This window comes from Acidobacteriota bacterium, assembly GCA_040752675.1.
Lineage (GTDB): Bacteria > Acidobacteriota > Polarisedimenticolia > JBFMGF01 > JBFMGF01 > JBFMGF01.
Genome location: JBFMGF010000102.1, coordinates 1 through 23831 on the forward strand (window position 1 = coordinate 1; position 23831 = coordinate 23831).

The 23831-nt window shown below is 50.6% G+C and carries 22 protein-coding genes; 8 read left to right on the top strand and 14 right to left on the bottom strand.

Translation table 11 applies throughout. The features are described 5' to 3' along the window. Window positions 1–157: 157 nt before the first annotated feature. Window positions 158–1066, top strand: a complete 909-nt coding sequence (locus AB1756_09255; GenBank protein ID MEW5807515.1) for a cysteine synthase family protein — start codon at window positions 158–160, stop codon at window positions 1064–1066. A 91-nt stretch (window positions 1067–1157) separates the two neighbouring features. Here AB1756_09255 and AB1756_09260 read toward each other — a convergent pair whose 3' ends face one another. From AB1756_09260 to AB1756_09275, 4 genes are all read right to left on the bottom strand, one after another. After that, window positions 1158–1580, bottom strand: coding sequence for an arsenate reductase ArsC (locus AB1756_09260; protein MEW5807516.1), 423 nt, complete (start codon window positions 1578–1580; stop codon window positions 1158–1160). A gap of 16 nt (window positions 1581–1596) precedes the next feature. Next, window positions 1597–2610 carry a type I glyceraldehyde-3-phosphate dehydrogenase gene (gene gap, locus AB1756_09265; protein MEW5807517.1) on the bottom strand — a complete coding sequence of 338 codons (1014 nt, stop codon included), beginning with the start codon at window positions 2608–2610 and terminating at the stop codon, window positions 1597–1599. Between the two features lie 27 nt (window positions 2611–2637). Continuing rightward, the gene (locus tag AB1756_09270; protein MEW5807518.1) at window positions 2638–3642 is read right to left on the bottom strand and encodes a type I glyceraldehyde-3-phosphate dehydrogenase; all 1005 of its coding nucleotides are present in this window, start codon (window positions 3640–3642) and stop codon (window positions 2638–2640) included. 156 nt (window positions 3643–3798) lie between these two features. Continuing rightward, on the bottom strand, window positions 3799–5061 hold the full coding sequence (locus AB1756_09275) for an MFS transporter (protein ID MEW5807519.1): 1263 nt from the start codon (window positions 5059–5061) through the stop codon (window positions 3799–3801). A 411-nt stretch (window positions 5062–5472) separates the two neighbouring features. Between AB1756_09275 and rpsO the strand changes: the two genes are divergently transcribed. Both rpsO and pnp read left to right on the top strand, forming a co-directional pair. Then, complete coding sequence (gene rpsO, locus AB1756_09280) at window positions 5473–5742, top strand: 30S ribosomal protein S15 (GenBank protein MEW5807520.1); 270 nt, start codon at window positions 5473–5475, stop codon at window positions 5740–5742. Window positions 5743–6045: 303 nt separating this feature from the next. Next, entirely contained in the window at window positions 6046–8166 is a 2121-nt protein-coding gene (gene pnp, locus AB1756_09285; protein MEW5807521.1) for a polyribonucleotide nucleotidyltransferase, read from the top strand. On the opposite strand, the gene AB1756_09290 is transcribed toward pnp, so the two are convergent. Continuing rightward, window positions 8156–8353: a helix-turn-helix domain-containing protein gene (locus AB1756_09290; protein MEW5807522.1), complete on the bottom strand. Its 198-nt coding sequence runs from the start codon at window positions 8351–8353 to the stop codon at window positions 8156–8158. The genes pnp and AB1756_09290 overlap by 11 nt on opposite strands. A gap of 162 nt (window positions 8354–8515) precedes the next feature. Between AB1756_09290 and amrA the strand changes: the two genes are divergently transcribed. Continuing rightward, window positions 8516–9067 (top strand): AmmeMemoRadiSam system protein A, encoded by a 552-nt coding sequence (gene amrA, locus AB1756_09295; protein MEW5807523.1) that lies wholly within the window; start codon window positions 8516–8518, stop codon window positions 9065–9067. A 3-nt stretch (window positions 9068–9070) separates the two neighbouring features. Here the strand turns inward: amrA and AB1756_09300 are convergent, their stop codons facing one another. Both AB1756_09300 and rsmD read right to left on the bottom strand, forming a co-directional pair. Further along, a complete protein-coding gene (locus AB1756_09300) occupies window positions 9071–10204 on the bottom strand; it encodes a LysM peptidoglycan-binding domain-containing protein (protein MEW5807524.1) in 1134 nt (377 codons plus the stop codon). 112 nt (window positions 10205–10316) lie between these two features. Next, window positions 10317–10868, bottom strand: a complete 552-nt coding sequence (gene rsmD / locus AB1756_09305) for a 16S rRNA (guanine(966)-N(2))-methyltransferase RsmD (GenBank protein ID MEW5807525.1) — start codon at window positions 10866–10868, stop codon at window positions 10317–10319. A 256-nt stretch (window positions 10869–11124) separates the two neighbouring features. Here rsmD and AB1756_09310 point away from each other — a divergent pair, with 256 nt between their 5' ends. Then, window positions 11125–11904 carry a QueT transporter family protein gene (locus AB1756_09310; GenBank protein MEW5807526.1) on the top strand — a complete coding sequence of 260 codons (780 nt, stop codon included), beginning with the start codon at window positions 11125–11127 and terminating at the stop codon, window positions 11902–11904. 37 nt (window positions 11905–11941) lie between these two features. On the opposite strand, the gene AB1756_09315 is transcribed toward AB1756_09310, so the two are convergent. Together AB1756_09315 and AB1756_09320 are read right to left on the bottom strand one after the other, a co-directional pair. Beyond that, window positions 11942–12424, bottom strand: a complete 483-nt coding sequence (locus tag AB1756_09315; protein ID MEW5807527.1) for a biopolymer transporter ExbD — start codon at window positions 12422–12424, stop codon at window positions 11942–11944. Beyond that, window positions 12402–13019 (bottom strand): MotA/TolQ/ExbB proton channel family protein, encoded by a 618-nt coding sequence (locus tag AB1756_09320; GenBank protein MEW5807528.1) that lies wholly within the window; start codon window positions 13017–13019, stop codon window positions 12402–12404. Before AB1756_09320 ends, AB1756_09315 begins: the two co-directional genes overlap by 23 nt. Before the next feature lie 117 nt (window positions 13020–13136). Here AB1756_09320 and AB1756_09325 point away from each other — a divergent pair, with 117 nt between their 5' ends. Beyond that, window positions 13137–14399: an MFS transporter gene (locus tag AB1756_09325; protein ID MEW5807529.1), complete on the top strand. Its 1263-nt coding sequence runs from the start codon at window positions 13137–13139 to the stop codon at window positions 14397–14399. 175 nt (window positions 14400–14574) lie between these two features. On the opposite strand, the gene pruA is transcribed toward AB1756_09325, so the two are convergent. Next, window positions 14575–16122 (bottom strand): L-glutamate gamma-semialdehyde dehydrogenase, encoded by a 1548-nt coding sequence (pruA, locus tag AB1756_09330; protein ID MEW5807530.1) that lies wholly within the window; start codon window positions 16120–16122, stop codon window positions 14575–14577. Between the two features lie 139 nt (window positions 16123–16261). Then, the gene (locus AB1756_09335) at window positions 16262–18772 is read right to left on the bottom strand and encodes a hypothetical protein (GenBank protein MEW5807531.1); all 2511 of its coding nucleotides are present in this window, start codon (window positions 18770–18772) and stop codon (window positions 16262–16264) included. Window positions 18773–19206: 434 nt separating this feature from the next. On the opposite strand from AB1756_09335, the gene AB1756_09340 reads away from it, so the two are divergent. Then, complete coding sequence (locus AB1756_09340) at window positions 19207–20043, top strand: DUF6599 family protein (protein MEW5807532.1); 837 nt, start codon at window positions 19207–19209, stop codon at window positions 20041–20043. A gap of 2 nt (window positions 20044–20045) precedes the next feature. Continuing rightward, window positions 20046–20936, top strand: a complete 891-nt coding sequence (locus tag AB1756_09345) for a DUF362 domain-containing protein (GenBank protein MEW5807533.1) — start codon at window positions 20046–20048, stop codon at window positions 20934–20936. Between the two features lie 70 nt (window positions 20937–21006). Here the strand turns inward: AB1756_09345 and AB1756_09350 are convergent, their stop codons facing one another. From AB1756_09350 to AB1756_09360, 3 genes are read right to left on the bottom strand one after another with little or no spacing between them, the layout of a single operon-like run. Beyond that, window positions 21007–22401, bottom strand: coding sequence for a hypothetical protein (locus AB1756_09350; protein MEW5807534.1), 1395 nt, complete (start codon window positions 22399–22401; stop codon window positions 21007–21009). 15 nt (window positions 22402–22416) lie between these two features. After that, a complete protein-coding gene (locus AB1756_09355; GenBank protein MEW5807535.1) occupies window positions 22417–22680 on the bottom strand; it encodes a hypothetical protein in 264 nt (87 codons plus the stop codon). A 55-nt stretch (window positions 22681–22735) separates the two neighbouring features. Beyond that, window positions 22736–23806 carry a TonB C-terminal domain-containing protein gene (locus tag AB1756_09360; protein MEW5807536.1) on the bottom strand — a complete coding sequence of 357 codons (1071 nt, stop codon included), beginning with the start codon at window positions 23804–23806 and terminating at the stop codon, window positions 22736–22738. Window positions 23807–23831: the final 25 nt, after the last annotated feature.

The following is a 23831-nucleotide window of genomic DNA, read 5'->3' on the forward strand; positions in this document are numbered from 1 at the left end:
AGAGTCGAGGAAGTATGGCATTGAAGGGATTCCATGTCCAAATCGGTAAAAACCATTACCTTAACTATGCTCAATAATTTCTTTGTGTTACGATTAGTCGTCATTCGAACGTTGGGACACTATTGATAAAATATAATATTTTTATGAAATCGGAAATATGAGATATCTGAATGCAACAATACTGGACGGGATCGGAAACACGCCACTGGTAAGTCTCAACCATCTGAACCCCTTTCCTGGTGTTCAGATGTTCGCCAAGATCGAAGGGATGAATCCTACAGGTTCCTTGAAGGACAGGATCGCCAAATACATGATCGAGCGCGCGGAAGAAGAGGGAAGCCTGACCCGGGAGAAAATTATTATCGAGGCCTCTTCCGGAAACACGGGGATCTCCCTGGGAATGGTGGCTGCTATCAAAGGATACAAAGTTAAGATATTCATGCCTGAGACGAAGAGCATCGAACGAAGAAAGACCATGCTTCTGGGAGGCGTAGAGATCGTGTTAACATCAGGGAAAGACCAGAACAGTCATATAAAAGCAACGGAAGAGCTTGCAAGAACCGAAAGCGAGAAATATTTCTATTTCGATCAGAACGGGAATGAGAACAATGTGAACGCACACTATCACACGACGGCTGCCGAGATCATCAGCCAGATGAACGGAAAAATAGACGTTCTGGTCGCCGGTTTCGGGACAGGAGGAACGATCATAGGATGCGCCAGACGCATCAAGCAAGTCAATCGTAATGCCCTCATCATATCCGTAGAGCCGGAAAAGCCGATCAGCAAGATCGAGGGCCTTCTCCATATGAATGGAGAATACATACCGAAGATCTACAATCCTTCACTCATCGACCATGTGGAAAGGGTTTCCGATCAGAACGCCGTGGAGATGACGAGAAGAATCGCCAGAGAAGAAGGGATCTATGCAGGTATCAGCTCCGGTGCGGTTCTCTTTGCCGCTTTGAAATGGGCCGAGCGTCTTAAAAAGGGGAATTTCATCTTGATCTTTGCCGATAGGGCCGATCGCTATCTAAGCACGGTTCTCTGTGAGGGGCTCGCATAGATCGATTTTTCACGACTTCCCGCCTGGTGTGATGCCTCCATGCCTATCTCTACCTTGTGCTGCGCCCACATCAAGCTTCCACCATCCCCGATTATTCTCCGCTGCCTTCGATGAAATTCAGGATTCTTCTCCTCAATTCATCGCGAATCTCGGCAAAGACCGAAAGCATTTCTTCGTCTGTCCCTACGGCATCGGAGGGGTCCGTGAGACTCCAGTGAATATCTCGGTACTGACCGGGAAAGACAGGGCAGGATTCCTTTACGCTGTCGCAGAGGGTGATAACGAAATCGAATGTCTGACCCAGAAATTCGCGAATCGATTTGGAGCGATGGTTCGAGATGTCAATCCCGATGGGGATCATTGCCTCTATGGCCATAGGATGAACAGCCTCTGGATTTGTTCCTGCACTGAATACTTCAAACCTGTCAGACGCCAGATGTTTCAACAATCCTTCCGCCATCTGGCTCCTCGCAGAATTGCCAGTGCAAAGAAAGAGAACTTTCTTTTTCATCATCGTGATAGAGAGCCGTCTAGTTCTCCATGGTTGCAAGCTTTTGAATGAGGTCAACAATACGGCAGGAATAGCCCCACTCATTGTCGTACCAGGAGACGACCTTGACGAAGTTCTCTCCAAGGACGCGTGTGCTCAGCCCATCGAATATGGAGGAATGCGGGTTCCCGATTATGTCTGATGAGACAATTGGTTCCTCTGTATACTCAAGGACTCCTTTGAGCGGCGGTCTGGAAGCGGCTTCCTTCATGGCAGCATTGATAGCCTTTGTATCGGTCTGTTTCGCAAGCTGCACGACCAGATCCACGGTGGAACCGTTGGCGACAGGCACCCTCATGGCAATCCCATCCAGCTTTCCATTGAGCTCTGGAAGGACTTTCCCGACGGCGCGAGCTGCGCCCGTCGTAGTCGGGATGACATTCTCGGCTGCAGCCCGCGAACGTCTCAGTTCGCTGTGCGGGATATCTCCCAGACGCTGGTCGTTCGTATAGGCATGAACGGTCGTCATGTATCCCTTAAGAATCCCGAACCTCTCGTGAAGGACCTTGGCTACCGGAGCCAGACAGTTCGTCGTACATGATGCGTTGGAGATTATCTTATGCTCCGGTCTAAGAACCTGATCATTGACTCCAAGCACAACCATGACTCCGATGTCGTCTTTTGCCGGAACTGTAAGAATAACTTTCTTGGCGCCAGATTCCAGGTGCTGCGAGATCTGCTCTGCCTTCCGGAATTTGCCCGTGGATTCTATGGCATAATCCACTCCAAGGTCCTTCCATGGCAGCTTTGTCACATCCGTTTCAATGAACAGCCGCGGCTTATGCTTCCCCGCCGTCAGCACCCTGCCCTGAAGCACCACGTCACCGGGGAAATGACCAAAGACGGTATCGTAACGAAGGAGATAGGCGAGCGTCTCGAAATCCGTAATGTCGTTGATGGCAACTACTTCAATGTCCTCTCTATCGCTCAGGATGCGGAAGATTGCCCTTCCGATCCTCCCAAATCCGTTGATGGCAACCTTTATCTTTTTCATAAGCCGCTTCTCCTATTCGATTTTCTTTTATTTCAATTCCGATAGCCTGCAGATCAGATCCACAATCCTGGCTGCATATCCCCAGCCGTTATCGAACCAGGTTATAGTCTTGAGCATATCTCCATTGAGGACCTGGGTCGATAGGCTATCAAAAAGAGCGGAATGAGAATTCCCGATGACGTCAGAAGATACAATCGGCTGATCTGTGTACTCCACTATGTTCTTCATATGCTTTTCTGACGCGGCTCTTACGGCTTCGTTGATTCCTTCCTTTGTTACAGGACGACTCATCATGGTTACCATGTCCACCGCCGTTCCATCTGGAACGGGAACACAGTAAGCCATGCCATCGAGTTTTCCGGAAAGCTCGGGCAGGATCGTCTCGACAATTCTGGGAGACCAGAGTTCGGCCGGGATGATGTTCTCGGCGGCCGCTCTCGATTTGCGGATCTCGGCATGTGCAACATCGGCAAGGCGCTGGTCATCGGTATAGGCATGTACCGCCGTCATGAACCCGTGTTTGATCCCAAAACTGTCGTTGAGGATCTTGCAGATGGGAGCCATGGCATTGGCGGCAATGGATGATGCGCTCACGATCCGGCTATCCGCATTGAGAAGATGATCGTTCACGCCAAGGACGAGCTGCGCATCCACTTCACCCTGGGGAGGGGACGTCAGGATGACCCGTTTGGCACCCATCTGAAGATGCTTCTGGAGGAGTTCCCGCGTCTTATACTTTCCAGTCGCCTCGATGACGATATCCACACCAAGAGCTTTCCAGTCAACGTCTCCGGGAGCCTTCAAGGGCAGTATCGGGATCTTCTTTCCCCGGACATCCATGATGTTGCCATCGATGCCTATCGTCGCATAGAAGCGCCGATGGATTGTGTCGAAGTTCAGGAGATAGACGAGGGCGACGGGGTCTGCAATATCCACGGCGGCCATGACCTCGATATCATCCCGTGGATAGAGCATCCTGAAAACGTTTCTCCCGATCCTTCCCAGACCCATTATGCCGATGCGTATCTTCATAGAATCACTCCCTTTAATTTCTTGATTGGATCTCCGAAAAACTGCGTTTCCTTCAATTTAGACGCCGAATTATAGCAATTTCAAAGCTCAGTCGATTAAGAATCAATGATGCAAAATCGGGCTGCATATTATACTAAAAGTTTAAGGCATAGACCATTATCTATCCTCGCGTATCCAGGATCGGATCCATGGAAGAAGAAGGTAGGCTGGGAAGGCAAGAAGGAAAGTCAGCGTGAAGTATGATGAGTAACCCAGGATCTCCGCAGACCATCCGCTTGGAGCACCCGAAAGATCGCGAGCCAGCGCGAAGAGTGCGGAAAGGAGTGCATACTGCGTCGCGGCAAACTCCTTCTGGCAGATCCTCATAAGAAATGACAGGTAGACGGCCGTCCCGAGACCCGCGGTGAACGATTCGAGGAGCGATGCAGAGTAGATCATGGCCCGTGCCGGCTCCTTAAGCGCATATATGAATCCGGAACTCGCAAAGGACGAAAAGGTCATCATGATATCCGGCGCAGGCGGATCTATCCATGCGATGGCGGCATAACCCAGATTGGAGAGAGCCGGCGCAAAGCCGAGTATCCATAAGCCATGAAAGATCCCCCACCTGGTCGTAAGATGGCCGCCCAGCAGAGCTCCTGCTATGGTGGCTACCACACCGAGCGATATGGAGACCGCACCGATCTCTCCTGCCGAGAGACCCCTGTCAAGCCAGAAAGGTTTAATCATCGGACCTATCGTAAAGTCGGCCAGCCTGTATATGATGACAAATAGAAGGACCGCCATGGCTCCCGGCTGGCTAAGCCAGAATCTCAAGGCCGTAAGCCACTCCCGGCGCTTTTCAACAGGAACAATGATCCTGGGAATGTGCCATGATCTAAAGGCGAGAATGCAAAAAATGATGGAGGCCATCAGAAAGAGATATTTCCACCTGATCGATTCCGACAGGATGACAATTCCTCCACCGCCAGCGATGATCGCTATGCGGTAAGCAGTGACTCTCATACCGTTGGCCTCCCCTTCCTCTCCTCGGTCCATGAGGCCGATCGTATAGGCATCTATGGCTATGTCCTGAGTCGCTGATGCCATAGTAAAGCCTAAAAGGACGATCCACAGACTCAGAGTCATGACAACAGGTTTAAAGAAAGGGACCAAAACAGCAAGCACTGCCATTGCCATCAGGCAAGAGGTCACCCAGTGCCGTTTCTCTCCAAAGCGGTCCACAAGGGGAGACCAGAGGAATTTCAGCGTCCATGGAATCCCGAGCAACGAGAAAAGCCCGATTCCGGCCAGGGACAAACCATGTTCCCGAAAATAGACTGGAAGGACATCCTTGACTATGCCATAGGGGAATCCTTCCGCAAAGTAGAGAAGAAAGACCCAGGCAAGTTTTTTTCGAAGCGTCAGCTCCCGGTTAATAAGCTACCCTTTCCTATTCTCAGTTTTCACAGAAACCATTGCTATTTTTTTACAATCAGTGGAATTTTATACACCTCAGGTTCATACTGAGTCAATATAAAAAATGGATTGGAATTTCCTGAATATTGTGGAACTTAGGAAACTCCAAAAATGGAGAGGCAAAAAAGAATTTACTTATCAGAAACTGTTATGTTAATATTTAAAAATTTTAAGAGGAGCTGACGGTAGGCGCTTCAGCAATATGGGGAAAGGACGACTTTCAAGATTCTGCTTTTGGGCTTCTTGAGGACGAGCACTAGGCTGACCTGAAGGGGGGCCTTATGAGCCCCCCTTTTTGCAAAGGACGCAGCCTTTACAAGGCGGGAAAAGTATGGTAGATTACTGCCCAAATAAAAGGAGGTGAAATTGATTTTGCCCCTGAACAAGGAAAGGAAAAGCTTTATTATCGAGCGGTTCAAGAAGCATACTGTAGACACAGGGTCCCCTGAGGTGCAGATCGCTCTTCTAAGCAAAAGAATTGAAGATCTTACGGAACATTTCAAGGCACATAAAAAAGACCATCACTCGAGACAGGGGCTCATCAGAATGGTGGGCAGGAGGAGAAAGCTCCTCGATTACCTTAAGAAGAAGGATATCGAAAGGTATCGCGATATCATCGATAAGCTCGGATTGAGAAAGTAGGACAGAGAGAGGATTATGAAGAGTGGGAATTAAAAGAATTAAGGGTTCTTATAAGCACTCATTTAATAACCTTCATACACATTTTATTATTAAAATCTATAGCCCTTAATTTAATTAGATCCCACAAAGAAATCCCCCAAGTTATGATCCCCACTTTCTCTAGATGAATGCTACCCTGAGATCATGATACAGGCTCTCTCTGACTTACGCGGTCAGGAAGATATTTATGCAGATCTGCAGAATCCACAATCATGGGACAGAGTGCGTTCAAAGAACGAACAAGAAAAAAAGGAGATCTAAAAGTTGAGTCAAATAAAGGAGATAAGCGTTGGTGGAAGAGTCATGTCCATCTCCACCGGAATCATGGCAAGTCAGGCCGATGGAAATGTCCTTGTCCGTTACGGTGACACTGTCGTCCTGGTGACTGTAGTTGCCGATAAGAAAGCCAGAGAAGGCGTGGACTTTCTCCCTCTTACAGTCGATTACAGGGAAAACACTTATGCTGCTGGGAAGATACCCGGAGGATTCTTCAAGAGAGAGGGAAGACCCAACGAGAAGGAAGTCCTGACCTCCCGTCTCATCGACCGACCCGTACGGCCTCTATTTCCTGAGGACTGGAACTTTGAGACACAGGTTATCGCGCTCGTTCTTTCAGCAGACCTGGAGAACGATCCGGATGTCCTTGCCGTCACGGGAGCATCGTTTGCCCTTTCCCTATCAGACATCCCTTTCAAGGCTCCCATTGCGGCAGTCCGGGTCGGTCTTGTAAATGGCACCCTCGTCGTCAATCCAACCTACGCGCAGCTCGATGAGAGCCGTCTTGATCTCGTCATAGCCGGAACTGAAAAGGAGATCGTCATGGCCGAGGCAGGAGCAAAGGAGGTCACAGAGCAGGAGATGATGGAAGCCATCATAGCCGGGCATCGGGAAATAGAAAACATCGTGGCCGTGCAGAAAGAAATGATGGCCGAAAGGAATGTAACCAAGAGGAGCTGCGAACGAAGAGAGATCCCGCCAGACCTTCAGGCGATGATCAATGCCAGGAAGGACGAGATAAGAGAGGCGATGCAGATTAGAGGGAAGATTGCCAGTTACAAGCGTGTGGATGAGATCTTTCAATCAATTACCTCTGACATCCCGGAAGGGGACGAGGAAAAACTGGCCGCCGCCTCCAAAGCCTTTTCGGAGATCCAGAATGAGATCCTTAAGGAGGAAGTTCTGGTCCACGGAAAGCGGTTCGATGGAAGGAAATTTGACGAGATCCGCCCCATTCGAACAGAAGTTGGGCTCCTGCCGAGGACCCATGGTTCAGCCCTTTTCACAAGAGGGGAGACTCAAGCCCTTGTCACGGCTACGCTTGGAACCTCTGCAGATGCCCAGACCATTGACTGGCTGGAAGGGGAAGCCGAGAAGCGATTCATGTTGCATTACAACTTCCCACCCTTCTGCGTTGGTGAGGTCAAGCCTCTGAGAGGTCCAGGACGACGGGAGATCGGACACGGAGCTCTCGCCGAAAAGTCACTTCTTCCCCTTATCCCCCCGGATACTGAATTTCCATACACAATCAGGCTCGTATCCGACATCCTTGAATCGAACGGCTCCTCGTCGATGGCTTCGATCTGCGGAGGGTCGCTTGCTCTCATGGATGCTGGGGTCCCCGTGCGGGGAGCGGTCGCCGGCATCGCCATGGGCCTCCTCAAGGAGGGAGACAGGTTTGCCATTCTCTCCGACATCGCCGGAGCCGAGGATCATCATGGCGACATGGACTTCAAGGTTGCGGGAACGGCAAAGGGGATAACTTCTCTTCAGATGGACATCAAGATTGACGGGGTGACACCCGAAATCATGCAGAAGGCGTTCGGGCAGGCGCGTCAGGGAATTCATTTTATCCTAGGAATCATGAACAACACAATCGCCGAACCCAGGAAGAACATATCTGCCTTTGCACCAAGGATATTCACGCTGACCATCCCTAAACACAAGATTGGTGAAGTGATAGGTCCTGGAGGAAAGATGATCCGGTCCATCATCGAGAGGACAGGAGCAAAAATCGAGATCGACGATAACGGAAAAGTGGACATTGCTTCGGTGGATGAACCATCCGCTCTGAAGGCAATGGAGATCATCAAGGAAATAACGGCCGAAGCGGAGATCGGAAAGATCTACGTCGGCAAGGTTACGAGAATCGTGAACTTCGGCGCTTTCGTTGAAATACTGCCGGGTGTGGAAGGTTTGCTCCACATCTCCGAGATCGCCGACTACAGGATCCGCGATGTCAATCAAGAACTCCACGAGGGGGATGAGGTTCTCGTGAAAGTCATCGACATCGATGGCCAGGATCGGATAAGGTTAAGCAGGAAAGCGGCTATGCGCGATAGGAAGCCTGACAGGAGAAGACCGGAACCTAATCGATTTAGATCTTGAGATTGCTTATTTTATTGCTGATCGTGTTCCTGTGAACGCCAAGGACTCTGGCGGCCTTGGATCTATTCCCGCTGCTTTTTTCCAAAGCGGCTGCAATGAACTTCTTCTCGAATTCCTTTTTTGCTTCTTCGAGCTTTATCCCTTTGTCTATCATTTCATGAATGAGTCTGTCGATGATTCCTTTCATAAAAGCTTAGCCCCCTTTAAAGAAAAAATTTCTCTCTAAGATCAAATAAAAATTTTTCAGTGATTTAAAACCGCCATAAATATACGCCATAGCAAAATTTTTTCAACTCCTTTTGTGTTATAATCAGAAAAAATTTTCCATGTCGGACGAACGCAGAGGATCATGCTGAACGTAGATCAACAGAAAGAACTCCTCAGGATCGCAAGGAAGACGATCGACCTCCACCTGAAGGAGAAAAAGCGGTTCATCTATTCCACGGAAGATGAAGCCCTGAGGAGAAATTCGGGAGCCTTTGTCTCCATTCACAGGGGAGGGCAATTGAGAGGATGCATCGGGAACATCTTCCCCGTGAAACCCCTCTATGAAACGGTCATCGATTGCGCCATCTCAGCCGCAACGGAAGACTACCGATTCGAACCCCTGAGCCTCGAAGAACTTGCAGAGAGCAGCCTGGAGATCTCTGTGCTCTCTTACCCCGAGCTGGTCAGAGACATCAATGAGATCATTATTGGAAAGCACGGGTTGATCATCACCCAGGAATATTGCAAAGGACTTTTGCTCCCCCAGGTTGCCACGGAATATCACTGGGACAGAGAAACCTTCCTCACCCATACATGCATAAAGGCCGGGCTCCCCAGAGATGCCTGGAAGAAGGGAGCCAAGATAGAAAAATTCTCGGCGGAGGTTTTTTCGGAAGAGGAGCTTAAGGGATAGTCCTTACTTCAGCTCGACCAGGTCTCCCCTCATGACCTCTTTCACAGAGCTCACGATCTTCCCGGTGGAATTTTCAGGCTGGACAGTCAGAACCACCATCTCTCCTAGCATGATCCTCGGGAGGTCCTTGCCATCGGAATTTGGCCTGTATATCCTCAGATAATCTCCAGGCTTTACTCCCGCATTGTCTCCCAGGTCGATGTAGATGATATGTCCCTCACCGGTTGATTCGATGCCATCTTTCGTGTCAATGATGAAACCAGTCGGCTTTCCTGAAAATTCCGTCTGCCATCGGTCGAAAGTGGAACCCTCAGTCATCGGTATGGGGATCTCATGGTATGGAAGAAGTTCATTGCCCGTATTGATGTCGCTGCATGAGAAGATGATCTGGGCTGTCGCAGTTTTATCCTGAACGGCAATAACCTGGATAGTCCCTAGTCTTACGATTTCGACTCCATACAGTTTTCTCTGCTTCGGATGCTTGATCTCCCTGCTTTCCTTGATGACGAAGAACTTATCGCCCCCCTTGATCCCATCGGCATGGCCCCTGTTTATGTAAACGATGTCTCCCTCAGCCAGCCCTTCTTTCTTTACCTCCTCTCTGCCTGCAATTTTCATATCAGAAGCCTGATGCGATCTTTCGATATAGCCCGAGCAGTACATGTCGGTCATGCTTGCTACAGGATACAGAGCGGGTGCCGGTGGAGCCGGTGGAACCTCTTTCTCGGGTGGTGCTGGCGGGACCTCAGGTCTCTCCGCAACGGCAGGAGGTTTCTCTTCCTCCTTTGGCACGACTATCGGTTTGGCCGGAATGACGAGAGGATCGCCAGGATAGATCCAGTGTGAATCGAGGATATATTTATTCTCTTCCCAGATCTGGGGCCACAGGAATGGATCGCCAAGAAATTCCTGGGCAAGGTCCCAGAGGGTATCACCGGGCTGGATGATGTAAGCACCCTCGGCGGGCTCCGGCGGCTCCCATGGAGTCCAGTGCCCCCTCACCCACTTCCCGTGCTTTGGAGGGAAGTGAGGTTTTGGCGGATGCTCATGAATGCTCCCGGCGAATAGCAGAGGCGCAATGAGGACAAAAGCAAATCCTAAGAATATGACCGTTGCTACCCCTATCCTGATCTTCATTGTTGTCTCCTCTCTCAAAATCCTATGAAATTTTTAAACTCAATGATGAACATACAAAGGACTAAATGATAACTTATTAAATTCCAAAAAATCAACAATTTATTTTTTATGATCATCTGGACTGGTAAAAGGAGAGGGTGGTCTGCCCGTAATTTTTTCGCTTGAAACTCCTGATCCGATTCCATTCTGCCGGCACTTCTGCCTTCTTGAGATGCTCAATGATCAGTATCCCGTTCTCCTCAAGCAGCCCTTCTCCCTCGACGATCTCCACGATTTTTCGGTAATCGGCCCCCTGATAAGGGGGATCGGCAAAGACGATGTCGAAGGAATCCTGATGCTTCTTTATATCCCCGACAGAGCTCTCGAAGTCCCCCTTAATGATAATGGCTTTCTCCTCGAGTTTGCACTTGGTCAAGTTTTGTCTGATGAGGGACGCCACTTTCCCGTCCTTCTCGACAAAGACGGCCTTTGAGGCACCCCGGCTGAGAGCCTCGATACCGATCGCTCCGGAACCCGCATAGCAATCGAGGAAGGTAGCCCCTTCGAGGCGCCCGTAAAGGATGTCGAACAGGGCTTCCCTGACCTTGTCCGATGTTGGCCTGACCTCCTCTCCTTTAAGGGATTTTATCAAGGTTCCTTTCACGGTTCCGCCGATTATTCGCATCGAACCTCTTCAGAGTATCTTACTTTTTAAGTTAATCCCCGGAAGATCATTTTTCAACATAAAAGTAATGTCAAGCATGACGCATCAGCTATCGGAGGAGCTTCATCTGCGATCATCTTCAAAAGCTCTTAAAATGCCGGGTTGATAAATGTAATTAATTGCGGAATAATGTTCAATTAATAAATAAGGAGAGGTTTCAAAAGATTGATCGGGCGGGTGCTCTGCGCACCGGCAATGAGGAGGAGAACTGGATATTATGAGGGATTTAGTGACGATGTGGAAGAGCACGAGGATGATCGTGCTGACCGCTGTCTGTGCCGCCATTTATGCTTCGGTTCTGATCCCCTTCAAGCCGATACCGATCATCCCGGGGGCCACGGAGATCAGGCCGGCCAACGCTCTTCCCGTCCTCTTCTCGTTCCTCTTCGGACCGGCAGGGGCCTGGGGTTCAGCAATTGGCAACCTTATTGGTGATACTTTCGGAACGCTCGGGCCGGGAACGATCTTCGGCTTTTTCGGCAACCTTCTGCTTGGCTATATCCCTTATAAATTCTGGACCTCCTGGAGCAGGAAGAGGCCTCTTCCAGATTCCATTCTTTCATGGATGGGGTTTATCGTCATGGTCCTGGTCAACAGTGCGGCATGCGCCCTGATCATCGGATGGGGGCTTCACTTTATGGGACTCGTCCCCTTCATAGCCCTCGGCAACGTCATCCTCATCAATAACACAATAGTCTCCCTTATCCTCAGCCCGATCCTCCTCTATGCCCTGTACAACAGGGTGGAAAAGTGGGGGCTCCTCTATAACGACTTGATGTCGGAAGAGGATATCTCTAAAGGGAAATTCAGGAAGATCGGAACTATCCTTGTCTCGGCAGGCGCCCTTGGCGGCATGGTTTACGGCAATGTTGTCTCGCTTGCGATCCTCGAACAACCCCTTTTCGAATTCGCAAGTTCCTTCACCGGCCAATATGAGATCGGGGCCGGGCTTCTTCCCGCCATAGTTCTTATTATCGTCGGCCTGCTTCTGCTCTAAAATTCCCGAAAATAATTGGCTGTTAAGAGGAAGGGCATTATTTGTTTTCCTGAGGGGTGGATCGGGCTCGGGTGGCAATCGTTATCCCTTCTGCTCCGGCATTTCTTGCGGTATCCATAACTGTCACGACATCTCCATGCCTGGACTTCTCATCTGCCTTGATGATTACGAACTTCTTCTCGGCCGATGCAATCGCCTCATGTAGCTTCTTTTCGAGGACAGGAACCGTGACCTGCTCCCCACCAAAATGAATCTTTCCATCCTCCGTGAGGTAGACCGTAATGTCTTCCGACCTCCTCTCGGAGATCCCAGTTGATTTCGGCAGGGAAAGTTTGAGTCCCGATGTTTCTATGAAGGTGGTAGAAACAGAGAAGAAGATTATGAGAAGAAAGACGAGATCGACGAGCGGCGATATGTCGATCCTTACGATCAGCTCTTTTCCCTCCCTGAATCTCATCGTCTCGTTGTATTCCCCTTCTCTTCTCGATATCTCCCCGTTACTGGGGTTTCTTGTAGTCAAAAAGCTTCTTCAGGATCTCTATCGAGTTGCGTTCCAGGTCGATGACAACCTCCTCCGCCTTCTTCTGGAAGTAGTTATAGAAGACGAGAGATGGGATGGCAATGCTCAGTCCGGCTACCGTTGTGATGAGAGCCTCATAGATCCCGGATGATAGGGCTCCCGGCTGTCCCGTGCCCACATCGGCGATTGCCTTGAAGAGTTTCATCATTCCTGTGACAGTCCCAAGGAGACCGAGAAGCGGGGAAATGCCTACGATGGTCCCGAGCGTCGTCAGGTACCTCTGGAGCCTTGGGACCTCGTGTCTCCCGGCATCCATGATGGCTTCCTTGGCATCTTCTCTTCCCAGATGGTGATGTTCGAGTCCTGCCTTTACGATGTTGTTGAAAATCCCTGGATGGTTCCTGCAGACTTCGAGAGCTTTTGAGATCATGCCATCATCGATAAGAGCCGCGAGATAATCCAGGTTAGAATCCTTCAGAACGCGCGACTTCCTCAGGTTGACAAGCCTCTCTATGATGATGGCCAGAGCGGCTACCGAGCAGAGGAGGAGAGGATACATGACCACTCCGCCCTTCTGAAAGATTTCAAGAATCATCAGGATGCCCCTTCAAAAATTGTCATCAATTCTATTACACAAAAACCGACTCCGCAATGAAAGGTGAAGTGAAGCGTTGACAGAATATGAGGTAGAGAATAGACTTATCAAACTCAAATGTTGAAGAGGATCAACAATGACAGGAAGATCATTGCAGCCACTGGAGTCTCCCATTTTCTGATCCATTCCTACGAGTTCATCTTTCCCACCGTCCTCGTGATGGTTGGGATGGAATTCCAAATAGATTTTGCCATCCTCGGAATCCTTGCCAATATCTCATACCTCTTCATCGGGCTGGGTTCTCTCCCTTCCGGATATTTTGCCGATAGAGTCGGCTCCCTTAACATCATGAAGATCTGTCTGCTTGGAGCCGTCATCGCGTCGGTTATAATCGGTTTCTCAAACGGCATCTATATGCTGGCGGCCGGATTAACCATTCTCGGCGCTTCTCTCAGCCTCTATCATCCCTCCGGACTATCCCTCATATCCAGACATGCAAGGGACATCGGGCATTCATTCGGCATCCATGGAGTATCCGGAAGCATGGGGCTTGCTCTTTCCCCTTTCATCGCAGGGCTCATCGCGGCGAAGTTCGGATGGCGGGGATCTTACTTTGCCTTTGCCTTTTTAGGGATCATGGCGGTTGCTTTTCTCTTCTCATTAAGGTTGAAGGAAAAGAATTTCAAGGAAACATGCAGTCCTGAGAAGAACGATGAGGTGAGAATTCCCGAAAGGATAAACAGGAAGGCGCTCCTCCTGACCTTTCTCCTGCAGATGCTCTGCGGGTTCTGTTACAGGGGGGTCATGACCTTCCTGCCTGCCTATATGGGTCAGAACATTTCCGGGAAGCTCACAACGCTTTTTGCACAGCATGCAGGAGTCGCCAGAGGGGGAATGGCAACGACCCTGGTCCTTCTCGTGGGGATGTTCGGACAGTACGCTGGGGGATGGCTTTCCAGAAGGGTCAGACCCGCTCTTCTCTTTGCCGTGCTCATCGGCCTTAGTCTTCCCTTCACGATGCTGATCGGGCTCTCGCATGAGTCCTGGCTGATCCTCTCAGCTTCTCTCTTTGCATTCTTCCATTTCAGCGCCCAGCCGGTGAGCAACTCGCTCGTCGCTCACTTCACACCTTTTCGATGGCAGAGCCTTGGATTCGGGATCGGCTTCATGCTTGGCTTTGGATTCGGTTCCTTCGCCTCTTCCTTCGCAGGATTCGTTGCTCAGACTTCAGGCATCGACCGAATCTTCATCTTCATAGGAATCTTCACTGCCCTTCCCCTCCTCATCGCGATGTTGATTCACAAGCTTAGCAAAGATGAAGTGTTCCACAAAGTCGATGAGAAACCACCACATCCAGAGGTCCTGATGAAGAGCTTCTGAACCGCATCTAGCACAACATTTCACTGTTGAGATTAAAGGGCGAAGTCAAGGAGCCACTTGAAAGATCTCTCGATGATCTTCTGATCGGCTATGGCATTTAGATTGAAGACGATCATCTTCTTGATGCCACGGAGCCTCTCCTTGATGCCAAACTTATATTATGCGGAGGGACATGTCAGAATCTCTCGGTGATGGTCTTGGCCTGCATGAAGAGGAGGAGGTAATCCCTTCCTCCCGCCTTGGAATCGGTACCGGACATGTTGAAGCCGCCGAATGGCTGAACCGCAACGAGGGCTCCCGTGATCTTCCTGTTAAGGTAAAGGTTTCCGACGTGGAACTCCTTCCTCGCCCTTTCGAGATGCTCTCTTTTTCTCGAATAGACACCCCCTGTCAAACCGTACTCAGTGTTGTTAACAATCTTCATGGCTTCGTCAAAGTTCCTCGCCTTGATTATGGCAAGGACAGGGCCAAAGATCTCCTCCTGGGAGATCCTCGCATTTGGCTTCACGTCGGCAATTATTGTCGGCTGGATGAACCAACCATCGCTTCGGACCTTCTTGCCACCCGTGAGGAGACTCCCCTCCTTCTTGCCGATCTCTATGTAGTTGAGGATGGATTCAAAGGCGTTCTTGCTTGAGACCGGACCGAGGTAGTTCTCATATTCCCTGACCGGACCGGTCTTTATCTTCTTCACCCTGGCAACCAGCTTTCTGAGCAACTCATCATAGACTTCCTTTAGGGCGACGACGCGCGAGCAAGCGGAACATTTCTGCCCCTGAAAGCCAAAGGCGGAGTTAACGATTCCATCGACGGCTGCATCCAGGTCGGTATCCCTGTCGACGATGATGGTGTCCTTTCCACCCATCTCGGCGATGACCCTCTTGATCCAGATCTGCCCCTTTTGGTGCTTAGATGCCAGCGCGTTGATCCTCAGTCCCACTTCCTTGGAACCCGTGAATGTGATGAACCTCGTCTTTGGATGAGTTACGAGGTAGTCGCCGATTGTGCCACCGCTTCCAGGCAGATAGTTCACAACTCCAGGTGGCAAGCCAGCTTCTTCCAGGACTTCCATGAACTTTGCTGCGATGACGGGTGTATCGCTGGCAGGCTTGAGTACGACCGTGTTTCCGGCAACGATGGAAGCGGAGGTCATCCCCGTCAGGATGGCAAGCGGGAAGTTCCACGGAGGGATTACGACCCCTACTCCGAGGGGGATGTAGACGAGTTCGTTATCCTCCCCCGCATAGGGCAATGTCGGTTGAGGTTGTGAGTAGCGTATCATCTCCCTCGCATAGAAATCCAGGAAATCAATTGCTTCAGCCACATCGGCATCTGCTTCCATCCAGTTCTTTCCTATCTCGAAGACCATCCATGCAGCAAGTTCGAGCTTCCTTCTTCTCATGACTGCCGCTGCCTTCACGAGATACCGCGCTCGTTCTGCCGGGGGTACGAGTTTCCACGTTTCAAAGGTCTTTAGAGCCGTGTCTATCGCCTTCTCTGCCAGTCTGACGTCTGCCCTGGAGACCAGCCCGACGACCTCATCGAACTTCGACGGGTTTAAAGAACGGATCTTGTCTTTCATCCTGATCCTCTTCCCGCCGATGATCGGGTCATACTCTTCACCCAGCTTCGATGCGACGAAGGAGATAGCCTCCTCCATCTTCCTGCGGTTTTCCTCAACAGAAAAATCGGTCAACGGCTCGTTCTTGAATTCAGTAAGCATTAGAACCTCCTCTAAAGCGGTGCTTTCAGCTTTTTGTTTTAGATTTTAGATAGAGATTATACCCGAACTTCGGCGAATGCTGAACGTTATTCTAAAGAAATTTTGCCGGATTTACTATTGAATACTCTTTTCAGGCTGACTAAGGAATACAGTCGCCGGTTGATGGAATGCGGTTGAGACCGGAAGAGGATTGGCCGTAACCTGAATTGTTAATGCCGTCGAACGATCTGAAGAGATAGAAAAACCCCTTCCCGGGAAGCGGAATTTCCGGGTCTTCAAATCCGACGGTATCGGCATCAGGAGAGTCGTCTTCCAGGCAGGAAACAGGGCCGAGATCGACACTGTCTGCAACGATGGAAAGGGAATCAAGTGAGCCCCGGATGACATCGTAGGTCCAGGCGCCGGCAACGGTATCCCAGGAAAGGAGCGTGTTTTCCTTATTCTTGACTCGAAGTACTGATGGCAGATTCAGATATACCATGAAGATCTCAGGAAGCAGGTCGGGGTTCTGACCGGTATAATCTCCCAGTCCGGTGAAAGCAACCATGGAGCCATCCTGATTGACGGACGCCTCGCTGCCGCCACCAAAATGGATGGCCGTGAGGCGACTCAGATCCGAGCCATCGGTCCTTATCCGGAATAGATCGACGAAACCATCTGGATTGAGGCCGAAGAAGGGAGCACTTGATAAAAAGATGACGAAGATGCCATCGGCGGAGAAGGCTGGTCCCCCACTCGAGCCCTCCGTGCTCGAGGTGATCTGCCTTAGCATGGTTCCATCCGTTCCCATGACGAAGATCTCGCCGTTCCCATCGGCGTTACTCCCCGTCAGATCTGCCGAGGACGAAAAGGCCACTTCTGAGCCGCTCCCGTTGAGCGAAGGCGATTCACTACTTCCCGTTGCCGAGGAGGTGAGCTGCGCAAGCCCTGAGCCATCGGAACGTATTACAAATATTTCGCTGTTCCCCTCGGGATTTCCCCCTGTGAGGTCAGATGTCGATTGGAATGCTATGATGGTTCCATCGTCGCTGATCGATGGGTTCTCGCTCGAACCTGTCGCCGCCGATGTCAGTTGCAAAAGCCCGCTGCCATCAGGATCGACGGCGAAGATCTCAATTGAATTGTCGGGATTGTTACCCGTCATGTTCCCATCCGACTGAAAGACGATCTTTGAGCCATTCCTGCTGATTCGAGGATTTTCATTGGTTGAAAGAAGCGTGTTCGTAAGCTGAGTGATGTTTGTCCCGTCCGAATCCATGACGAAGATCTCATCGTTCAGATCGGAGTTGGAACCGGTGTAATTGGAGCTGGAGTTCAGGGAGATTCTTCCCCCATCTCCGGTGATGGAGGTTTTCCCAGCATCACCAAGCGTCGTGCTGGTCAGTTGTTTCAGGTTAGAGCCATTTCCATCAACTATGAAGAGTTCCGTATTCAGGTCTCCATTTCCTCCCGTAAGGTCTCCCGAAGAGGTGAAGGCTACCTTCCTCCCATCCGCAGAAAGAGCCGCTCTCCCCGTAAAACCCCATATAGTATCGGTGTGGCGAGTCAGGGCGGTTTTGTCCGTCTTGATCGTGAAAACTTCCGGATTCTCGTCGGGATTACCGCTGGTCAGATCGGCGAGGGCGATGAAGACGACGCGCGATGCATCACCGCTCAGAGATGGCAGGAAGCTCCCGTATTCAACCGCGGATGAAGTTAGCGCCGTGAGTCCCGTCCCATCCGGCTTGATCTTCCATATCTCATAGTTAGCATCCAGATTCTGGAACCCCGAATACTGGTTGGAATGAAAGACAATGAGGGTTCCGTTATCGTCGATGCTGGGATACTGGCTGTTGCCATCTTCGAGAAGACTGATCTTGGAATTTGTGAGCTGTTTCAATCCGGTGCCATCCCAGTTGATGATAAATAGCTCGTCGCTTCCGTCTGCGTTCCCTCCAGTCAAATCTGAGGATGAATGGAAGACCACCTTAAGTCCGTTGCCGCTTATGGAAGGAGCGCTGCTGTCCCCGGTTGCAGCGGATGTCAACTGACGAAGATCCGTCCCGTCCGCATTAATCACGAATATTTCCTCGGATCCGTCCGGGTTGCCCCCGGTCAGATCCGCATCGGAAGAGAAGACGACCCTTGATCCATCATCGCTTATCCTGGCACCAGCGCTTGATCCAGCGGCAGATGAGGTAAGCTGTCGAAGGCCACTCCCGTCCCAGTTTATGATGAAAATCTCATCGCTATTGTCGGCATTTCCCGCGGTCAGATCGGCTGAGGATTGGAAAACGATCCAGTTCCCGTTTCCGGAGATGACCGGTCCCGCGCTGGAGCCCAGGGTCGCCGACGTCAATTGACGGATGGCGGAACCATCCCGGTTCATTACGAAGATCTCGGCGCTCTGATCGTGGTTCTCACCGGTCAGGTCTGCCCGCGACATAAATGCGATCCGATCGCCGTCGTCGCTGACGGAGGCGGTCATCCCACCTCCCACCCCATTGTCAGTTAGTTGCCTCAGCGTGTTTGTAACCGGCTCCAGGAGGAAGATTTCAAAGGAAAAATCTTGATTTCCGCCCGTAAGATTGCCAGAGGAGGCGAAAACAACAGTCGTTCCCGTCCGATCGATCGATGCCGGAATGTTGTTCCCGGTTCGGAAATCAGTCATCTGCCCGATCGTCTGAGAGTAGGCGATTGTTAGGGAAAAGCATATGAAAGCAACAATAAAAATTAATGGAAGAAGAACAAGGATCCAATGTCGTGATTTAGTTAGAATCAACATAAGAGTCTCCCCATTCCAACTTTGCCTTAATATTACCCTCCTTTCAATAAAGAGCAAGAAATTTTTTCGTGCTTCAATGTAACGCCTCCTTTTACATCAGCCTGAATTCCATTGTCTCACTGATTTGCCTTCCATTTTCCGCGGTCATGCAAAATTGATAAAATTAAGTTAATATTGAATGAGATATGAATAGTCAAAGCGAAATACTGTTCGAAACGCAATCGTCAAGCATGGCTGTCACGAAAAAAGTTTCGAACATCTTTGTTATCGCCTTATTTGGTTTGATCTTGTATTCTAATGAACAATCAAAAGGTATTACAATGGGTTTGTCTGCAGCTATCCCAATTGAGATTAACGGATGGAAGGTCAGCGGGAAGGATGCTCTCTTCGACCGCGAGACGCTCTTTGATTACATAGATGGAGGAGCCGAAGTTTATCTCACCTATAGCTTCCGTCAGGTCTCTGTCAGGAGATTCGAAAAGGAACAGAATCCTGCCATCACCGTGGAAATTTTTGATATGGGGAAACCTGAAGATGCCCTCGGAATATTCTCCTTCGAGCGGGAAGGAAACGACATGGGAATAGGTCAAGGTTCTGAATATTCCGATGGGCTCTTGAGATTCTGGAAGGGGAATCTCTTCGTATCCATCTCCTCCGAAGAGGAAACAGAGGCTTCCCGGAAAACTGTCCTGGAACTGGGGGGGGAGATTGAACGTTCCATTTCTGCCGCAGCCGATCCTGGCTCCTTTGCAAGCGGAGGTTTCCTTCCACGGAAAGGGTTGCTATCAGGACAGGTCCGTTTCTTCCACAAGAGCTTCAATCTGAACTATCACTACTTCGTAGCCGATGGAAATATCCTGCACCTCGATGAGGAAACGGATGCCATCCTTGCTCCATACATAATCAAAAAGGAGAGGTTCAACCTGCTGGCGATAAGGTACCCAACTCCGGAGAAGGCAAAGCAGGGGTTCGAATCCTTCATGAACGCCTACATGCCGGAGGGAAAAGAGTCAGGAATCACTCTGACGGAAAACAATAGTTGGACGGGCGCTGCCTTCCGAAAAGAGTACGTCGTAGTCGTCTTTGACGCACTTTCCGAGAAGACAGCACAGAATACAATCGAAAAAACCCTTAAGAATCTAGAGCAGATGCCATGACGATGAACGATTGCAGAGTGATAACACGGCGGGATTTCATCAGGGGAACGACCTGCGCGGGACTGGGTGCCACCATCGGTTTCCCTCTCGAAGCCGAAGAGAATCCCATTCCCCAAAAAAGAGCCAGGGTGATCCTCATTCGAGACGAGAAAGTCATAAAGGAACACGGGGAGATCGACGGAAAGATTATCCGGCAGATGCTCGAGAAGGCCCTCACGGCCTTTCTCGATGAGAAAGATCCCGTGAAAGCGTGGAAGTTCCTCGTTAAGCAAAACGACACGGTCGGGATCAAGAGCAATGTCTGGAAGTATCTTCCCACTCCAGAGCCGCTTGAGAAAGCCATCATGAAAGGCCTCGTCCAGACAGGGATCGAACCGAGGAAGATCCGGATCGACGATCGGGGAGCCAGGAACTCGCTTGCCGATTGCACCGCTCTCATCAATGCACGACCTCTTAGAACTCATCACTGGGCGGGCGTGGGAGGCTGCATCAAAAACTATATCATGTTCGTCCCAGAACCATCCGCATATCACGGTGACATCTGTGCAGACCTAGGAGCCATCTGGAACCTCCCCATTGTGAGGGGTAAGACGCGACTGAACATCCTCGTCATGCTGACCCCGCTCTTTTACGGGCGCGGGCCTCACCACTTCAACAGGAAATATGTCTGGAATTACAACGCCCTGCTTCTCTCCGACGACCCGGTCGCTCTGGATGCCGTCGGGGTTCATATTCTGGAGCGAAAGAGGAAACTCTTCTTCGGTGAGGAGCGCCCCTTGAAACCGCTGACGAAACACATCACGTTTGCCGATAGGAAACACCGCATCGGCACAAGCGATCTAAGCAGAATTCATCTCATCAAATTAGGCTGGGAAAAAGATATCCTGATCTGAAGAAGACCCCCTGCTCTTTTAGTGCGACGCTGCGAATCCATGGGCGTGGATGACTGGCGGAAACTCTGATTTATGTGAGCTGCTGGTCACGGCCGAGGACGATGGCATAGGCGAGAACATCTTCCTCGGAGATTCCGAGCTGGTGCAGATGGGAGTAATAGCTCAGGATCCCCTCGAGATGCTGGCTGATTAGAGCCTTCTTCTCGCGGATATCCTTGACGAGATTCATGAGAAGATTGACGAGATGGGGTGTTATCTTCACCCCTTCTTTCGAAAGCTCATCTTCGTTCCTCTTGAGTATCTCCTCGATGGCAGCCGCTCCTGAATGTTTTCCGAAGACGAACCGGAGTTTTCCGCCCACGCTCTCCGGCTCGATGACTTGATAGATGGCCTTGTGGATGAGCAGTCCTGCCGTGTGGATTCCCGATTCGTGGGTGAAGACGTTCTCGCCGATTATCGGCTCGCACGGAGAAACGGGTATTCCAGAGTGTCTCTCCACGAGGTTTCGCAGCTCCCATAGCCTCTCGTACCTGAATCCCGGGATGACGATCCCGTATAGCTCCTTAAGGATCATCATGACCTGATGCAGCGGGGCATTTCCGGCCCGTTCCCCCATGCCGTTCGTCGTCATGGTCGGGACGTTGGCTCCATGGCTGATGGCTCTCACGGTGTTAATGGCGCCAAGACCGAAATCGTTGTGGAAGTGAACGACAAGAGGTTTCTCTGGAAATGCCTTCACCAGTTTCGGGATGTAGTAGTCGACCCCCTCCGGCGTGAAAATGCCGACCGTATCGGGAAAGGAATAGCGCGTCCCTCCCGCCTCATAGCAGGCTCCGGCCAGATCGATCATGTAATTGACGTTGCTGCGCGATCCGTCCTCCCCTCCGAATTCTATGGAGTTGATCCCCTTACCACGGGCATATGAGATAGCTTCACAGGCCATCTTGATGTTGGCTTCCCTGTAAAAGGAAACTGGAAGGTCGAGCCACTCGGTCAGATCCTTCCCTTCTCTCTTGAGAAGAGTCTTCCCAATCTTGTACTTGAGGTGAAGATCCGAACCGGAGGTGAAGATGAAGAAGGTTACTTTCTTTGGATCTATCCCGATCTCTCTGAGAGCCTGCATCGTGACGTCGATATCCTTGATGTTGCTCCGGCACATGACGAGGATCTCGAGGTCTTCCCTGATCTCGCCCCTCTCCTTCCCCTGCATGATCATCTGAAGTGCTTTTCGATCAGATGCCGCCGCTCCTGGAAATCCCATGTCGATTATATGGACCCCAATGTCGCTGAGCATCCTGGCAATCTCATATTTCTGCTCTGGAGAGAAGGCCACGCCAGGCGTCTGCTCCCCATCCCTCAGGGTCGTATCGTAGATTCTGATCTCTTCCGGTCGTGGGAAGTTCTCTTTCCTGACGAAGTCCAGCGGTGATGCTACGAGTTCATTCAAAGGCTCGCGAAGTTCCATAGAGTTTCTCCGTGTTTACTTCTTCTTTTTCCTGGGTGGTGGAGTCGGCTGGTAGGGTCTCGAAACTTTTGCAAGAACCTGATCGAAGAGAGATTGAACGCCGTCTTTTTTCTTTCCCCCTTTGCACTTCCTGTAAGGGTGTTCCGTCATGCAGGTGAGACATCTTACCTTCTTTACATCCCCATCGACGATCGCAACTACGGAATGATTCATTATGAGCCTGCACCTCGTGCAGTAGTCATCGATGACACTCCCCAAGTCCATTTGCTTCTCCGTCATTTCATCCCCCAATGACCTTTCATTATACCAGAAGCCCGGAGCTATTTTACTCAAACTAAAAATAGCCGTAGTATTTGTAGATGGGAAGCCAGTATCGCATTGCCTTGATGCTCGTTTCGGCAATGAACCGGGCGGTGACACGTTCCCTCTCCTTGGGAAAATGGGAGGGCAGCGGTGGAAGTATCGCCTCCTTCAACGCGTCGATTGCGGAGGCATCCAGCGGTTCGATGGAAGAACTATACAGCAGCGCGATCTCGCTGATGTTACCGTTCCTTTCTATGACGAAGGTGACTCCAGTGACACTGTTGATTCCGGGGCTGTTATTCTCGATGCTCCACCTCTCGAAATTGCCGAGGGTAAGATAGAGCCTGTTGTGCCACGACCTCCAGATGGCGATGTAGATAGCGCTCGCATAATCGGTCCAGTTGAAATCCTTCGTCTCGAAGGAGAGGTTCGGAGAGAAACCGGAATCGTAGTTGATGCTTGCTCCGTGCGGCTGGCCTGAGCCCTGCGCTGATGCAGGGGGCGTCACATGGAGATCGCCGAAGAGGTCTTTGCGGATCACCGGTGTTCTCGACCGTTCTTTCTTATTTTCGGGTGGGATCTCGCCCGGCAGGGTTTTCCCCTCTTTCCTGGTTTCAACCGTTCCTTCCTGTTTGATCCCTGGATCAACCTTACCGGCATCTTGTTTTTGCATCTGTACGGCTTCCGATCTGTCAGGTGCGAAGAGAGGAACTTTCCCAGCTATCAGATCTCGGGTTTCCTCCCTTGCAGCCGGGATCATCCGCTCGGGATCCGGAATCAGGACTCTCTCGACCTTTTTCTCGGTAAACTCTCTCGCCGGAATTTCCTTTTTCTGGATCTCCTTCGGTTTTTCCTCGCGCCTCATCTCTTCTTTCTTATCGACGAGGGTGAACTTAATCTCTTTCTCTGGAGGCTTCATCTTGTAGAGAGGGATGGGCTCAAAGAACGCGGATGCTATATCCTGAAAGAAGAGAAGAAATAGAAAATGAAAAAAGAGGGCCAGGATCGTCGCGTGAAAGATGCTGAATTCCTTTCTTGAAGGGATGGCTTTAAGGCATGAGGAAATAATAGCTTTGAAGATGGATGACAACCGCATATTCATTGCAAAATAATATTATCACCTTTTC

Coding starts and splice junctions, on each gene's coding strand:
- AB1756_09255 (MEW5807515.1), top strand. CDS start 158: ATGAGATATCTGAATGCAACAATACTGGACGGGATCGGAAACACGCCA.
- AB1756_09260 (MEW5807516.1), bottom strand. CDS start 1,580: ATGATGAAAAAGAAAGTTCTCTTTCTTTGCACTGGCAATTCTGCGAGG.
- gap (MEW5807517.1), bottom strand. CDS start 2,610: ATGAAAAAGATAAAGGTTGCCATCAACGGATTTGGGAGGATCGGAAGG.
- AB1756_09270 (MEW5807518.1), bottom strand. CDS start 3,642: ATGAAGATACGCATCGGCATAATGGGTCTGGGAAGGATCGGGAGAAAC.
- AB1756_09290 (MEW5807522.1), bottom strand. CDS start 8,353: ATGAAAGGAATCATCGACAGACTCATTCATGAAATGATAGACAAAGGG.
- amrA (MEW5807523.1), top strand. CDS start 8,516: ATGCTGAACGTAGATCAACAGAAAGAACTCCTCAGGATCGCAAGGAAG.
- AB1756_09300 (MEW5807524.1), bottom strand. CDS start 10,204: ATGAAGATCAGGATAGGGGTAGCAACGGTCATATTCTTAGGATTTGCT.
- rsmD (MEW5807525.1), bottom strand. CDS start 10,868: ATGCGAATAATCGGCGGAACCGTGAAAGGAACCTTGATAAAATCCCTT.
- AB1756_09310 (MEW5807526.1), top strand. CDS start 11,125: ATGAGGGATTTAGTGACGATGTGGAAGAGCACGAGGATGATCGTGCTG.
- AB1756_09320 (MEW5807528.1), bottom strand. CDS start 13,019: ATGATTCTTGAAATCTTTCAGAAGGGCGGAGTGGTCATGTATCCTCTC.
- AB1756_09325 (MEW5807529.1), top strand. CDS start 13,137: ATGTTGAAGAGGATCAACAATGACAGGAAGATCATTGCAGCCACTGGA.
- pruA (MEW5807530.1), bottom strand. CDS start 16,122: ATGCTTACTGAATTCAAGAACGAGCCGTTGACCGATTTTTCTGTTGAG.
- AB1756_09335 (MEW5807531.1), bottom strand. CDS start 18,772: ATGACTGATTTCCGAACCGGGAACAACATTCCGGCATCGATCGATCGG.
- AB1756_09340 (MEW5807532.1), top strand. CDS start 19,207: ATGGGTTTGTCTGCAGCTATCCCAATTGAGATTAACGGATGGAAGGTC.
- AB1756_09345 (MEW5807533.1), top strand. CDS start 20,046: ATGAACGATTGCAGAGTGATAACACGGCGGGATTTCATCAGGGGAACG.
- AB1756_09350 (MEW5807534.1), bottom strand. CDS start 22,401: ATGGAACTTCGCGAGCCTTTGAATGAACTCGTAGCATCACCGCTGGAC.
- AB1756_09355 (MEW5807535.1), bottom strand. CDS start 22,680: ATGACGGAGAAGCAAATGGACTTGGGGAGTGTCATCGATGACTACTGC.
- AB1756_09360 (MEW5807536.1), bottom strand. CDS start 23,806: ATGAATATGCGGTTGTCATCCATCTTCAAAGCTATTATTTCCTCATGC.